Origin of the sequence: Pseudomonas sp. TWR2-1-1 (genome assembly GCF_049897045.1) — a bacterium.
In the GTDB taxonomy this organism is placed as follows: Bacteria; Pseudomonadota; Gammaproteobacteria; order Pseudomonadales; family Pseudomonadaceae; genus Aquipseudomonas; species Aquipseudomonas versuta.
Window position 1 is genome coordinate 241,828 of record NZ_JAFCVM010000005.1, and the last position, 15,086, is coordinate 256,913.

Consider the following 15,086-nt stretch of genomic DNA (forward strand, 5'->3'; position numbering starts at 1 on the left):
ACGGCGCTGGCGGTGATGGTGCCGAGCGCAGCGCCTTTGACGGGGCGCTGCGCTCGGTAGCTCGGCGTCAGAAGAGATCTATCGGCGCGCCGTCATCTGCCGGCAGCGGGCTGCCTGGCGCTACGCCATTGCCCAGCTCACTGTTGGTGGGTGGCGTGTCTTCGCTTTTGAACAGCTCAAAATAGGCGCCAGGTGTGCCGGGTGAGGCGATGCGGCCGCTCACCGGATCTATGCGCAGGCTGAGGATGCCTTCGGGTTCGGGCTGGGTGTGAGCAGGCTTGCCTTTGAGTGCGCCGCCCATATAGGTCATCCAGATCGGCAGGGCGACGGTGCCACCGTACTCGCGACGCCCGAGGCTTTCGGGTTGGTCGAAGCCAGTCCAGACCGTAGTCACGTAATCGGCGTTGTACCCGGAGAACCATGCGTCCTTGGACTCGTTGGTAGTACCGGTTTTGCCCGACAGATCGGTACGGCCCAATGCCAGGGCGCGGCGCCCGGTGCCGAGCTTGATAACGTCCTGCAGCATGCTGGTCAGGATGTAGGTGGTGCGTCCGTCAACGATGCGCTCGGCGACTGCCTGGGTTTGTGTAGTCGGCAAGCCCGGGGCTGCATTGATGGTGTCGATGGTCAGCGCTGCGGCTTCTGCCGGTACGTCTTTGCTGGCGTTTTTCGGCACGCTTGGCGGGTTGGCAACGAACAGGGTATCGCCGTTGCGGCTTTCGATCTTGTCGATCAGGTACGGCGTGATCTTGTAACCGCCGTTGGCAAACGTGCTCCAGCCGGTGGCAATTTCCATCGGGGTCAGGGTAGCCGTACCCAGGGCCAGCGACAGATTGCGCGGCAGGTCCTGTTTGTTGAAGCCGAACTTGCTGATGTAGTCGATGGTGTGGTCGACGCCCAGGCTTTGCAGCAAGCGGATCGAGACCAGGTTGCGCGACTTGTACAGCGCCTCGCGTACCCGGATCGGGCCGAGGAATGTATTGGTGTCGTTCTTTGGGCGCCAGACCTTGTCCAGATACTCGTCGACAAACACGATAGGTGCGTCGTTGACCAGGGTGGCGGCGGTGTAGCCGTTATCCAGCGCGGCGCTGTAGATGAAGGGTTTGAAGCTGGAGCCCGGCTGGCGCTTGGCCTGCATTGCGCGGTTGTAGTTGCTTTGCTCGAACGCGAAACCGCCGACAAGTGCGCGAATGGCGCCGTTGTCCGGGTCAAGGGAAACCAGGGCTCCCTGAACGTTTGGCACCTGGCTGAATTTCAGGCTGCCATTGGCCTGGGGCTGTACGCGAATCAGGTCGCCGACTTGCACGACATCTGAAGGCTGCTTGGGCATCGGGCCCATGCTGTTGGTATTGAGGAACTTGCGCGCCCATTTCATGCTGTCCCACGGCACGTGGCCTTCGCCGGTACGGGTCAGCACTTGCAGGCCGTTTTTGTCGACCTGGGTCACGATGGCTGGCTCCAGACCGCTGAGCGGGCGTTGCTTGGTGAGTTCTTGAGCCCAGGCGGCCGGAGTCTTGCCCGGCAGGTGTGATTCCGGGCCGCGGTAGCCGTGGCGCTGGTCGTAGGCAATCAGGCCTTCGTGAACCGCGGTATTGGCCAGTTCCTGAAGGTTGCTCGGTACGGTGGTGGTAACACGATAGCCTTCGGTGTAGGCCTCGCTGCCGTAGCGCCCAACCATTTCGGCGCGGGCCATTTCGGCGATGTAGGGTGCACTGACTTCCGGGGTTGGCACGTGATAGCTGGCGTTGACCGGCTCTGCGATCGCGGTTTCGTAGCTGGCCTTGTCAATTTTCCCCAGCTTGTACATACGGCCCAGAATCCAGTCGCGCCGTTCTTTGCTGCGTACCGGGTTGGCCAGCGGGTTAAAGCGCGAAGGGGCTTTGGGCAGGCCGGCAATCATGGCCATCTGCGCCAGGCTCAGGTCGCGGATCGACTTGCCGTAGTAAACCTGCGCTGCGGACTCGATGCCGTAAGCGCGGTTGCCCAGGTAAATCTTGTTCACGTACAGCTCAAGGATTTCGTCCTTGGTCAGTTCGCGTTCGATCTCCAGGGCCAGCAGGATTTCATTGGTTTTGCGGGAAAAGCTGCGCTCGCTGGAGAGGAAATAGTTCTTCGCAACCTGCATCGTGATGGTGCTGCCACCCGATTGTATGTGTCCGCTTTTTACCAGCTGAGTTGCGGCGCGCATCAGGCTGCTGGGGTCGACCCCGTAATGATTGGCGAAGTTGTCATCTTCTGCCGACAGCAACGCATTGATGAAATTGGGCGGAATGTCGGCGAACTTGATCGGGGAGCGGCGCATTTCGCCAAACTCTGCGATTAATTTCCCGTCGCTGGTGAAGACCCGCAAAGGAATCTGCAACTGGATACTTCTCAACGACTCTACGGACGGCAAGCCAGGGCTAAGATAGAGAAACGCGCCGCTCAGTACGAGCAGAAGCCCGCAGAACACAGCAACGAAAGACCACCCGAAAAACTTCAGCAGACGAATCAAGGCTTTTGGATTTCCAGATTAAGAAAAGGGTTTGCACGTCAGGGTAGTGCGCAAGTGCGACGGGTCGACGATACGGAAAAAAACGCCCGGCATTATAAGCATTTTTCGCTCATGGGCGTCATGGACCGCATGTCAGAACAGGTTTTGAACGGATCTCATTTTTTACCCCTCCGTAAGTCACGGATTGCATTAGGGAAAACATCAGTGAGCGGATTATTTAGCAAGTCCGGCCAGAGATTCGTGGGGATCGATATCGGTTCTCACGCGATTAAAGTCGTCGAACTGAGCCGTGCGCACGGTGCATTCAGGCTGCATGCGTATGCCATTGAACCGCTGGCTCCCCTGTGTACGGAGGATCAGACCGGCGCTGATCCGAAAAGTGTCGCGCAAGCGCTGACCAGGGCATTGGAGAGGGCGGGAGTGGTGGCTCGTGAGGCTGTTGTTGCAGTGTCTGACACGCAGGTCATTGGTAAAACCTTTGAGGTGCAAGCGGGCTTGAGTCAGGAAGAACTCGAGCTTCACGTCTGGCTGGAAGCCGAGCAATACCTTCCCTATGCGCTTGAAGATGCTGCGCTGGACTTCGAAGTTCAAGAGGAGTTGTCGATCAATCCGGGGCAAGTCAGCGTTTTGCTGGTGGCGTGCCGGCAAGAGACCCTGGCGTGGTATCAGGCGCTATTGAACTGTGCCGGATTGCAGGCACGGGTGATCGATGTTCAGACCCATGCTTTGGCCCGTGCGGTGTTGTGGATGCCGAGTCCGGCTCTGCAAGCCTCAGGCGCAGTGGCAGTGGTGGAGTTCGCTACAGAGACGACCCTGTTAAGCATCGTGCAGCAAGGCCGTGTAACCCATTCCCGGCAATTGCTGTTTGGGGCAGGCGAACCTTGCGATGAAATCTTTAGAGCGCTGGCTGTTGAGCACCTGAGTGACGGGCTTGAGCAGATTGCCGGGTACGGGAATGACAGGCCGGTCGTTTCAATCATGTTGGCGGGGACGGGGGCGTCCCGTCCGGGGCTGGATCAGTGGATTGAAACGAAGCTGGGCCTGCCGGCATGTGTGGCCAACCCGTTTGCGTTCATCGACCTTGATCCTGCGCTCGCGCCTGAAGCCTTGTTCTGCGATGCTCCGATGTTGTTGACTGCCTTCGGTCTGGCCTTGAGGGGGTTTGATTAATGGCGAGAATCAACTTGCTGCCTTGGCGCGCATTGGCGCGTGAAAAGCGTCGCAGGCGTTTTTTGATCGTTCTGTTAGCCCTGGCGCTGGTGGCGGCAGGTGGTTTGTTGGTGATTGAGCGCTTTATTGACCGTGCGGTTGAGCGCCAGCTGGCACGCAATGACCTGATCAGGAGTGCCACGGTGCAACTGGATGGGCGAGCCCGGCAAATCGATCAGTTGAAGGTGCGGCGCGAGCAATTGCTTGAGCGCATGCAAACCATCGAGACGCTCCAGGCAAACCGGTCAGACAGCGGGATCATCCTGGAACAATTGGCGCGCAGCCTGCCGGTGGGCGTGTATTTCACCGACGTCAAAATGACTGAGCGCACCATCGTCATCACGGGGGTTGCCCTGTCCAACACACTCGTCGCCGAGTTGATGCGAAATCTGGATGCTTCGCACTGGTTGGAAACGCCGGTGCTCATCGATGTGAAAGCCGGTCCGGTTCAGGCCGGTGGCGACGAGCGGTTGTTTCAGATGACCGTACGCAGCCGGCATGCCCCGGCCGGAGGTACGCTCTAATGGTTGCGCAGTGGCTGGAGAGCCTGCGCAGCCTTGATTTGCGCGAGTTGGAAGCTGGGCATCCGGGGGATTGGTCGGCAAGGCGCAAGTCAGTGGTGGCGCTCGCGTTAACGGGCTTTGTGTTACTGGTGGGGTATCTGCTGCAGATTCAATCTCCGTTAATCAGGCTCCAGGAGGAGCGTGCGACGGAGGTGGTGCTCAAGACCGGATTTGAGGCCAGGGCGTCGCATGTTGCGGGTCTTGATGCCAACCTGCTGCAAATGCAGGAACTCGAAAACTCATTCAGAAACCTGGTGGTGCAATTGCCCCGCAAGGCAGAAGTGCCCGGGTTGCTGGACGAGATTGCGCGCATAGGCCTGACCAGCGGCCTGCGGATCGAACATATCCACTGGTTGCCTGAAGTTATTCAGTCTTTTTATACCGAGCTGCCACTGCAGATGTCGCTGGTCGGCGGGTATCACGACTTTGGTCTTTTCGTCAGCGGTCTTGCGAGCTTGCCCCGGGTTGTGACAGTGCAGGACTTTACCCTTGCGGCTCTTGGTGGTTCGGGTAGCGAACAATTGCGCATGACCTTGCTGGCCACTACTTACCGCACCCACGATCAAGGATTGGCCCCATGAGCGCTCGTACACGGTTGTGCGTTCTGGGGTGCATGGTGGCTCTGGCGGGGTGCGACAACACACAAGGCAACCGGGAGTTGCAAACCTGGTTTCAGACAGTCCGGTCTCTCCCGGTAGATGCCATTGCGCCTGTCCCGAAAATTGCGCCCCGGCCGCCTTTTGTCTACCAGGCGCAGACTCTTCGCAACCCTTTTATGGCAGCAGGAGAAGGTGCTCCCGGGAGCTGGCAGGCAAGTCTTGCGGGTGACGGGCTTGACGAGAACCGGCCGCGGCAATTTCTGGAGAGTTTTGATCTTGAGCAATTCGAAATGGTCGGCACGCTCACCGGTGCTCAGCAAACCAGCGCCTTGTTGCGAGTTGGCGAGGTTGTCCATCGCTTGAAAACAGGTGATTACCTGGGGCGCAATAACGGTCAGATTGTCTCGATCGATGCTGCGCAGGTTGAAGTGTTTGAAGTGATTTCTGATGGTCGGGGCGGTTGGCTGGAGCGATCCCTGACGATCCCATTAAAACAGCAGTCTTGACGGAACTACGCCATGAAAAGGATTTTCCCGGTGTGTGGGCTGGCGCTATGGAGTGCGCTGAATTCGCCGCAAATACTGGCGCTCGCACAGGTCGGTGCCCTTGTGGCACCAGGGCCCGAAGCGAGTGGTGCGGTGTATGCGGGCGAAAAAATATCGCTTAACTTTCAGGACATCGAAGTGCGTACGGTGCTTCAGTTGCTGGCGGATTTCACCCGATTCAATCTGGTGGTCAGTGATGCCGTAGAGGGCAGTGTGACGCTCACCCTGCAGGATGTTCCCTGGGATCAGGCACTGGAGCTGGTGCTCAAAAGTAAAGATCTCGACAAGCGCCTTGAAGGCAATGTGCTGTTGGTTGCACCGGCTGACGAAATAGCCGCCCGTGAGCAGCATGAACAAGAGGTGCGAAATAAACTGGCCGAAGCTGTGCCTTTGCGTCGAGAGCTGGTGCAGGTCAGTCATGCCCGGGCAGCAGACATTGCACGGCTGTTCGAGTCAGTGACCGCTAGCCAGCCTGGCGCAGAAGGGCGGGGCTCGCTGACGGTCGATGAGCGTACCAATCACATTATTGCGCTGCAGTCCCCCGAGCAGCTTGAAGAGTTGCGGCGCATCGTGGCTCAGCTGGATGTGCCGATGCGTCAGGTAATGATCGAGGCCCGTATTGTTGAGGCCGGGGTGGACTTTGAAAGGAACCTGGGGGTGCGCTGGGGCGGTGCGATCAACCAGGGTGGCAAGTGGAGCGCTGGTGGTCTTGAACCGGCAGGTGGCAGCGGCGATACGAGCTTCGTCGATCTGGGTATCAGGAGTCATTCCTCGGGGTTGGGCATCGCCTTTATCAGCAACAATGTGTTGCTTGACCTGGAACTCAGCGCCATGGAAAAAACCGGGAATGGCGAAATCATCTCTCAACCCAAGGTCGTCACCGCGGACAAGGAAACCGCCAAAATCCTTAAAGGCACCGAAATCCCCTATCAGGAAACCAGTGGCAGCGGGGCAACCTCGGTGTCGTTCAAGGAAGCGTCGCTGTCGCTTCAAGTGACTCCGCAAATCACTCCGGACAACAGCGTCATCATGGAAGTCGTTGTGACCAAGGACGAGCCTGATTACATCAATATGGTCAACGATGTGCCGCCGATCAAAAAGAATGAGGTCAAGGCCAAAGTGCTGGTTAAAGACGGTGAAACCATTGTGATTGGGGGGGTGTTCTCAAATACTCAAAGCAATGTAATAGATAAAGTGCCATTTTTTGGCGATCTGCCGTATGTTGGCCGACTTTTCCGTAGAGACGTTGTCCAGGAAAAAAAATCCGAACTGCTGGTGTTCCTGACTCCGCGTATCATGAACAACCAGGCGATTGCTGTGAGTCATTGATTCTGTGCGAAATTTGATTCTTGTTGGGCCAATGGGGGCTGGAAAAAGCACCATCGGACGTTTGCTGGCCAAAGAGCTGCACCTGCCTTTCAAAGATTCCGACAAGGAAATTGAATTGCGCACCGGTGCCAATATCCCGTGGATCTTCGATAAAGAAGGCGAACCGGGTTTCCGGGATCGTGAAACGGCAATGATTGCCGAACTTTGCGAGGCCGATGGCGTGGTCTTGGCAACCGGTGGTGGCGCGGTCATGCGCCCGGAAAACCGGCTTGCGCTGCGCAATGGCGGGCGGGTGGTGTACTTGCATGCCTCCATTGAACAGCAGGTTGCACGCACCGCGCGTGACCGCAATCGGCCTCTGCTGCGTAATGCGAACCCGGAGAAAATCCTGCGGGACTTGCTGGCGATCCGCGACCCTCTCTACCGGGAAATCGCCGATCTGGTGGTCGAAACCGATGAGCGGCCGCCGCGAATGGTGGTGCTCAATATTCTTGAGCGTCTGGCTCAGCTTGCTCCACGGTAGCGGTTGCCTCGACAGCGGTTACAAAAAACCACCGTTCCCTTGACGGTGTATCCATGGCCGGGCCATTAAAGTGCGTTGCGAAATGCGCTATCCTCGGCGCCGATCATGGACCAGGCAGGCAAATTTAGTATGGGGCTGGCTCGCCAGCGATGCAGGCACCGCGGTCTCACAGTTTGACCCGGTTTATGCAGCCGCCGGCAGGCCAGTTCCCACAGAGCTTGTCTTGTATTGTTTGAGCGGTATGGTCAAAGGCTAGAGGGTTGTGTCACTTCCCGGCGCGACCCACACTTGATAATTGTGAGACAGGACGCAGGCTGTCCTTTTTCAATGCGGGGATTCATGCAAACACTGAAGGTTGATCTAGGCGAGCGTAGCTACCCGATTCACATTGGCGAAGGTTTGCTGGATCAGCCGCTGCTGCTGGCTCCGCACATCGCCGGTCGCCAGGTGGCGATTGTGACCAACACCACCATTGCCCCCCTCTATCTTGAGCGCCTGACCCGCAGCCTGGCGGGGTACTCCGTACTGCCGATCATTCTGCCTGATGGCGAATCATTCAAAAACTGGGAAACCCTGCAGCTGATTTTCGATGGCCTGCTCACTGCCCGGCATGACCGTCGCACCACTGTGATTGCTCTTGGTGGCGGTGTGATTGGCGATATGGCGGGGTTCGCAGCTGCCTGTTATCAGCGCGGTGTCGATTTCATCCAGGTGCCGACCACCTTGCTGTCTCAGGTTGATTCGTCAGTTGGCGGCAAAACCGGGATCAACCATCCGCTTGGCAAGAACATGGTCGGTGCGTTCTATCAGCCCAATCTGGTGCTGATCGACACACAGACCCTCAATACTCTTCCTGCCCGCGAATTGTCCGCAGGGCTGGCGGAAGTCATCAAGTACGGGCTGATTTGCGACGAGCCTTTCCTGACCTGGCTTGAAGACAACATGGATGCACTGCGTGCCCTTGATCAGGTCGCCCTGACTGCCGCCATTCAGCGCTCGTGCGCAGCCAAGGCCGAAGTGGTCGGCGCCGATGAGCGCGAGTCGGGCGTACGCGCCACGCTCAACCTTGGTCACACCTTTGGCCACGCCATCGAAACCCATATGGGCTATGGCGTCTGGCTACATGGCGAGGCGGTTGCGGCAGGCACGGTGATGGCGCTGGAAATGTCTTACCGCCTGGGCTGGATCAGTCAAGCCGAGCGTGATCGCGGTATCCGCTTGTTCCAGCGTGCCGGTTTGCCGGTTGTGCCGCCTGCAGGCATGAGCGAAGCCGACTTCATGCAACACATGGCAGTTGATAAAAAAGTGATCGACGGTCGTTTGCGACTGGTGCTGCTGCGCCGCATGGGCGAAGCCACAGTGACTGACGATTATCCACAAGAGGTTCTACAAGCCACGCTGGGTGCGGATTACCGCGCACTGGCTCAGCTTAAAGGTTAATAAGATCCTGATGACTAGTTTGCATGCCGACGAGGCGTTCCTCGGTCACTTCCAGCTCAACCACGACCCCTTTGCACCACGGGTGCCGGGGTTCAAGTTTTTTCCTGCCCAGCGCAAGCCGGTGCTGGGGCAATTGCACCACCTAGCGCGCTACAGCCAGTTGCTGTTGGTGGTGACAGGGCCTGAAGGCAGCGGCAAAACCTTGCTGCGTCAGGCGCTGGTGGCCAGTACCAACAAGCAATCAGTGCAGAGCGTTGTGGTATCGGCACGGGGTGCCGGTGACGCTGCGGGCATTTTGCGCCAGGTGGCGCAAACGCTGAACGCTGCCCGGGCCGATGTGGGGGCGATTCTGGCGCAGGTGGTACAGCTGGCGCTGACCGGCCAGGAAGTTTACCTGCTGGTCGATGATGCCGAGCAGCTCGACGAGTCTGCGCTTGAAGCGTTGCTGGCACTGGCAGCAGGTGCGCCGGAAGGCCGGCCGCATGTATTCCTGTTCGGCGAGCCATCGATGATTGCCGGGCTTGAGCAATTGAGCGCTGATGAAGAGCGCTTCCATGTGATCGAGTTGCAGCCCTACACCGAAGAAGAAACCCGCGAGTATCTGGCTCAGCGGCTTGAAGGTGCCGGGCGCGGAATCGAACTCTTTAGCGCACAGCAGATCTCAGATATACACGAGAGCTCCGAAGGCTGGCCTGGCATCATCAACCAGGTCGCCCGCGATGCAATGATCGAAGCCATGATAGCTAGCCGTTCCGCGGTCAAGCGTCCAAGTATGGGGTTCAAGATGCCTAAGAAACACGTATTGGCCATTGGTGCCGTAGTGGTCGTGGCTGTAGCCGCTGCCATTCTGATTCCGGGTCGCAGCAAAGCACCAACCGCACCCGCTACCGAGCAGACGCAACTGGGCCAGGCTACGCCCAACGGCGGCGCCAACCCGTCGATAGATTTCGCCGGTTCCTCGCAGCCAATGCCATTGCCGCTGGTGGGCCAGTCGCAGCCGGTAATGCGGGGGCCTCTGGCTGAGGCCGCTGGCGGCATTGCCGAAGGCGATGACGGCGGTGTTCCGGCAGTCGACGGTGGTGTGGCTCAGCCGCCAACCGTAACCACTACCGCGCCACCAGCGGGCGTGACACCTGGCCCTGCGCCTGTAGCCGCACCGCGTCCGGCCCCGGCGCCAGCCGTTGCAGCAGCCAAGCCCGCGCCAGCCCCGGTTGCCAAGCCGGCTCCGGCCCCGGCTCCAAAGCCTGTCGTGAAGCCTGCCGAGAAGCCGGTCAACCTGGCCAAGGCTGCACCGGGCGGTAGCTGGTACTCCAGCCAGCCAGCGACTAACTACGTGGTGCAGATTGTTGGCACCAGCTCCGAAGCGTCTGCGCAAAACGTTGTCAAAGAGGTGGGTGGCGAAGCCCGCTACTTCAAGAAATCGCTCAACGGCAAGCCCCTGTTTGTCGTCACCTACGGCAATTTCCCGAACCATGCCGCAGCAACTGCGGCAATCAAGAACTTGCCAGCGAAGATTCAGGCTGGTAAACCTTGGCCTCGCACTGTCGCCAGCGTCCAACAAGAACTGGCAGCAGCTCGCTGATGCTCCGGCGGCCTTACCCAGGCCGCCGTTCTAGTACATCAAAATTCCAGCTTGTGCCTGCGACTTCTTAAGCCGCAGGCCTTGTGGTGTCTGCGCCGTGTGGCGGTCAACATCAAAAATGTTTTGACTAGCACAGGCAATCGCTTTAAACCTTCATAAATGCGACATGAATTTACGGCAAATCGCCGCTTAATTTGTGAGCCCTTACGTCGGTGTGTAGAATGACCACCCTTTTGCCCTGCCAAGCTGGCGTACGTTCAGCGCGGGGACCAAGTGGTTGAATTAAAAGAAATTTGCCCCTTTATAGGGCAGCCTGGTGAGAAAGTGTCTATGAAAGCAGGTCTGTACCACCCCGATGAATTCAAGGATAACTGTGGTTTCGGCCTGATTGCCCATATGCAGGGCGAACCCAGTCATACCCTTCTGCAAACCGCCATTGAGGCCCTGACCTGCATGACCCACCGCGGTGGGATCAACGCAGACGGCAAGACCGGTGACGGTTGTGGCCTGCTGATTCAAAAGCCTGATCTGTTCTTGCGTGCAGTCGCCAAAGAACAGTTCGGCAATGATTTGCCCAAGCAGTACGCGGTCGGCATGGTGTTTTTCAACCAGGACCCGATCAAGGCTGAAGCGGCCCGTAACAACATGAACCGCGAAATCCTCGCGGCGGGCCTGCAACTGGTCGGCTGGCGCAAAGTGCCAATCGACACCAGCGTCCTGGGCCGTCTGGCACTGGACCGTCTGCCGCAGATCGAGCAAGTGTTCATTGCCGGTGCCGGCCTGAGCGATCAGGACATGGCGATCAAGCTGTTCAGCGCCCGTCGCCGTTCCTCGGTGGCCAACGCCGCTGATACCGATCACTACATCTGCAGCTTTTCCCACAAGACCATCATTTATAAAGGCCTGATGATGCCGGCGGATCTCACCGCCTTCTATCCGGACCTGAGCGATGAGCGCCTGCAAACCGCGATCTGCGTGTTCCACCAGCGTTTCTCGACCAACACCTTGCCGAAATGGCCGCTGGCCCAGCCATTCCGCTTTCTCGCCCACAACGGCGAGATCAACACCATCACCGGCAACCGCAACTGGGCCCTGGCCCGTCGCACCAAGTTCGCCAACGACCTGATCGGCGACCTCGACGAGCTCGGCCCGCTGGTCAACCGCGTGGGTTCTGACTCCTCCAGCATGGACAACATGCTGGAGCTGATGGTCACCGGCGGTATCGACCTGTTCCGCGGCGTGCGCATGCTGATTCCACCGGCGTGGCAGAACGTTGAAACCATGGACCCCGACCTGCGGGCGTTCTATGAGTACAACTCGATGCACATGGAACCGTGGGACGGCCCGGCGGGCGTGGTAATGACCGACGGTCGTTACGCAGTCTGCCTGCTCGACCGTAACGGTCTGCGTCCGGCGCGCTGGGTCACCACCACCAACGGCTATATCACCATCGCCTCGGAAATCGGCGTGTGGAACTACCAGCCGCAGGACGTGATCGCCAAAGGCCGTGTAGGCCCTGGCCAGATCCTCGCCGTCGATACTGAAACCGGCCAGGTCCTGGACACAGATTCCATCGATAACCGCTTGAAGTCGCGCCACCCCTACAAACAGTGGCTGCGCAAGAATGCCCTGCGCATTCAGGCCACCATCGACGACCACGACCACGGTTCGGCGTTTTACGACGTGGATCAGCTCAAGCAATACATGAAGATGTATCAGGTGACGTTCGAAGAGCGTGACCAGGTGCTGCGTCCATTGGGCGAGCAGGGCTACGAAGCCGTGGGCTCGATGGGGGACGACACGCCAATGGCAGTCTTGTCCCAGCGTGTGCGCACGCCGTATGACTACTTCCGCCAGCAGTTCGCGCAGGTCACCAACCCGCCGATCGATCCGCTGCGTGAAGCCATCGTCATGTCGCTGGAAATCTGCCTCGGTGCCGAGCGCAACATCTTCCAGGAATCCCCTGAGCACGCTTCCCGGGTCATCCTCAGTTCGCCAGTGATCTCGCCTGCCAAATGGCGCTCACTAATGAACCTCGAGCTGCCGGGCTTTGAGCGTCAGATCATCGACCTCAACTACGACCAGTCGGTTGGCCTTGAAGCGGCGGTGCGTAACATTGCCGACCAGGCTGAAGAAGCCGCCCGTGCCGGCCGTACGCAAATTGTCCTGACCGACCGCCATATCGCGCCGGGCAAGTTGCCGGTTCATGCCTCGCTGGCCGTGGGAGCTGTTCACCACCGCCTGACCGAAAAAGGCCTGCGCTGCGACAGCAACATCCTGGTAGAAACCGCAACTGCCCGTGACCCGCATCACTTCGCGGTACTGATCGGCTTTGGCGCTTCGGCGGTCTACCCGTTCCTGGCCTACGAAGTGCTGGGTGATCTGATCCGTACCGGCGAAGTGCTGGGCGATCTTTACGAAGTCTTCAAAAACTACCGTAAGGGCATCACCAAAGGCCTGCTCAAGATCCTCTCGAAGATGGGCATTTCGACCATTGCCTCGTACCGCGGTGCGCAGCTGTTCGAAGCCATTGGCCTGTCCGAAGAAATCTGTGACCTGAGCTTCCGCGGCGTACCGAGCCGGATCAAGGGCGCCCGTTTCATCGACCTTGAAGCCGAGCAAAAGCTGCTGGCAGCCGAAGCCTGGAGCGCGCGCAAGCCGATCCAGCAAGGCGGTCTGCTCAAGTACGTGCACGGCGGCGAATACCACGCCTACAACCCGGACGTGGTTGCCACCTTGCAGGCGGCCGTGCAGCAGGGCGACTACAGCAAATTCAAGGAATACACCGCACTGGTCGACAAACGCCCGGTGTCGATGATCCGCGATCTGTTCAAGGTCAAAACCCTCGACACGCCGCTGTCCATCGACCAGATCGAACCACTGGATTCGATCCTCAAGCGTTTCGACTCGGCGGGTATCTCCCTCGGTGCACTGTCCCCGGAAGCCCACGAAGCCCTGGCCGAAGCCATGAACCGTTTGGGCGCACGCTCCAACTCCGGTGAAGGCGGCGAAGACCCGGCGCGTTACGGCACCATCAAGAGCTCGAAAATCAAGCAAGTGGCCACCGGTCGTTTCGGTGTCACCCCGGAATACCTGGTCAATGCCGAAGTGCTGCAGATCAAGGTGGCCCAGGGCGCCAAGCCGGGCGAAGGCGGGCAACTGCCAGGCGGCAAGGTCAACGGTCTGATCGCCAAACTGCGTTACGCAGTACCCGGCGTGACCCTGATCTCGCCACCGCCGCACCACGATATCTACTCCATCGAAGACTTGTCGCAGCTGATTTTTGACCTCAAGCAGGTCAATCCCAAGGCACTGGTCTCGGTCAAGCTGGTAGCGGAAGCGGGTGTCGGCACCATCGCCGCAGGTGTGGCCAAGGCCTATGCCGACCTGATTACCATCTCCGGTTATGACGGCGGCACCGGTGCCTCGCCCCTGACTTCGATCAAATACGCGGGCGCACCGTGGGAACTGGGCCTGGCCGAAACCCACCAGACCCTGCGCGGCAACGACCTGCGCGGCAAGGTTCGGGTACAAACCGACGGTGGCCTGAAAACCGGCCTCGACGTGATCAAGGCCGCGATCCTCGGCGCTGAAAGTTTCGGCTTCGGCACCGCGCCTATGATCGCCCTGGGCTGTAAATACCTGCGTATTTGCCACCTCAACAACTGCGCGACCGGCGTGGCGACCCAGAACGAATCGCTGCGTAAAAACCACTACATCGGCACTGTCGACATGGTGGTCAACTTCTTCACCTACGTGGCTGAAGAAACCCGCGAATGGCTGGCCAGGCTCGGTGTACGCACCCTCGAAGAGCTGATCGGGCGTACTGACCTGCTGGAAATCCTGCAGGGCGAGACGGCCAAGCAGCACAACCTCGACCTGACGCCGCTGCTGGGCAGCGACCATATCCCGGCCGACAAGCCGCAGTTCTGTCAGGTAGAGCGCAACCCGCCGTTCGACAAAGGCCTGCTGGCCGAGAAGATGGTCGACATGGCCACTTCGGCCATCAACGACCTGAGCGGCGCGGACTTCGCCCTGGATATCTGTAACTGCGACCGTTCGATCGGTGCCCGTATTTCGGGTGAGATCGCCCGTGCCCACGGCAACCAGGGCATGGCCAAGGCGCCAATCACGTTCCGCTTCAAAGGCACTGCTGGCCAGAGCTTTGGTGTGTGGAACGCCGGCGGCCTGAACATGTACCTCGAAGGCGATGCCAACGACTACGTGGGCAAAGGGATGACCGGCGGCAAGCTGGTGATCGTGCCGCCTGCAGGCAGCGTCTACAAAACCCAGGACAGCGCAATTATCGGCAACACCTGCCTGTACGGCGCCACCGGCGGCAAGCTGTTTTCTGCGGGTACGGCGGGCGAGCGTTTCGCCGTGCGTAACTCCGGTGCCCACACCGTGGTTGAAGGCACGGGTGATCACTGCTGCGAATACATGACTGGCGGTTTCGTCTGCGTATTGGGCAAGACCGGTTACAACTTCGGCTCGGGCATGACCGGCGGTTTCGCCTACGTGCTGGATCAGGACAACACCTTCGTCGACCGGGTGAACCACGAACTGGTGGAAATCCAGCGTATCAGCGGCGAAGCGATGGAGGCCTATCGCAACCATCTGCAACACGTGCTGGACGAATACGTTGAGGAAACCAACAGCGAGTGGGGCCGTAACCTCTCGGAAAACCTCGATGATTACCTGCGTCGTTTCTGGATGGTCAAGCCTAAGGCTGCCAGCTTGAAATCGCTGCTTTCCAGCATCCGTGCCAATCCGCAGTGATATGCGCCTGAAGAGTTTGATGA

At 59.1% G+C, this 15,086-nt stretch carries 10 protein-coding genes; 9 read left to right on the plus strand and 1 reads right to left on the minus strand.

Annotated elements, in window-relative coordinates:
• Positions 1–67: 67 nt before the first annotated feature.
• On the minus strand, positions 68–2,491 hold the full coding sequence (locus ACP7BO_RS14840; RefSeq protein WP_426211410.1) for a penicillin-binding protein 1A: 2,424 nt from the start codon (positions 2,489–2,491) through the stop codon (positions 68–70).
• Positions 2,492–2,698: 207 nt separating this feature from the next.
• On the opposite strand from ACP7BO_RS14840, the gene pilM reads away from it, so the two are divergent.
• From pilM to gltB, 9 genes are all read left to right on the plus strand, one after another.
• Complete coding sequence (gene pilM / locus ACP7BO_RS14845) at positions 2,699–3,664, plus strand: type IV pilus biogenesis protein PilM (RefSeq protein WP_426211146.1); 966 nt, start codon at positions 2,699–2,701, stop codon at positions 3,662–3,664.
• Entirely contained in the window at positions 3,664–4,227 is a 564-nt protein-coding gene (locus ACP7BO_RS14850) for a PilN domain-containing protein (RefSeq protein WP_397455124.1), read from the plus strand. Before pilM ends, ACP7BO_RS14850 begins: the two co-directional genes overlap by 1 nt.
• Positions 4,227–4,847 (plus strand): type 4a pilus biogenesis protein PilO, encoded by a 621-nt coding sequence (locus ACP7BO_RS14855; RefSeq protein WP_426211148.1) that lies wholly within the window; start codon positions 4,227–4,229, stop codon positions 4,845–4,847. The genes ACP7BO_RS14850 and ACP7BO_RS14855 overlap by 1 nt, the downstream gene beginning before the upstream one ends.
• Positions 4,844–5,371 (plus strand): pilus assembly protein PilP, encoded by a 528-nt coding sequence (locus ACP7BO_RS14860; RefSeq protein WP_426211150.1) that lies wholly within the window; start codon positions 4,844–4,846, stop codon positions 5,369–5,371. Before ACP7BO_RS14855 ends, ACP7BO_RS14860 begins: the two co-directional genes overlap by 4 nt.
• A gap of 12 nt (positions 5,372–5,383) precedes the next feature.
• Positions 5,384–6,739, plus strand: coding sequence for a type IV pilus secretin PilQ (locus ACP7BO_RS14865; protein WP_426211152.1), 1,356 nt, complete (start codon positions 5,384–5,386; stop codon positions 6,737–6,739).
• A gap of 4 nt (positions 6,740–6,743) precedes the next feature.
• Complete coding sequence (gene aroK, locus ACP7BO_RS14870) at positions 6,744–7,262, plus strand: shikimate kinase AroK (RefSeq protein ID WP_397455116.1); 519 nt, start codon at positions 6,744–6,746, stop codon at positions 7,260–7,262.
• A 339-nt stretch (positions 7,263–7,601) separates the two neighbouring features.
• Positions 7,602–8,702 (plus strand): 3-dehydroquinate synthase, encoded by a 1,101-nt coding sequence (gene aroB, locus ACP7BO_RS14875; protein WP_397455114.1) that lies wholly within the window; start codon positions 7,602–7,604, stop codon positions 8,700–8,702.
• Positions 8,703–8,712: 10 nt separating this feature from the next.
• Positions 8,713–10,284, plus strand: a complete 1,572-nt coding sequence (locus tag ACP7BO_RS14880; RefSeq protein WP_426211154.1) for an AAA family ATPase — start codon at positions 8,713–8,715, stop codon at positions 10,282–10,284.
• 330 nt (positions 10,285–10,614) lie between these two features.
• Positions 10,615–15,063 carry a glutamate synthase large subunit gene (gltB, locus tag ACP7BO_RS14885; RefSeq protein ID WP_426211156.1) on the plus strand — a complete coding sequence of 1,483 codons (4,449 nt, stop codon included), beginning with the start codon at positions 10,615–10,617 and terminating at the stop codon, positions 15,061–15,063.
• The last annotated feature ends 23 nt before the right edge of the window (positions 15,064–15,086 follow it).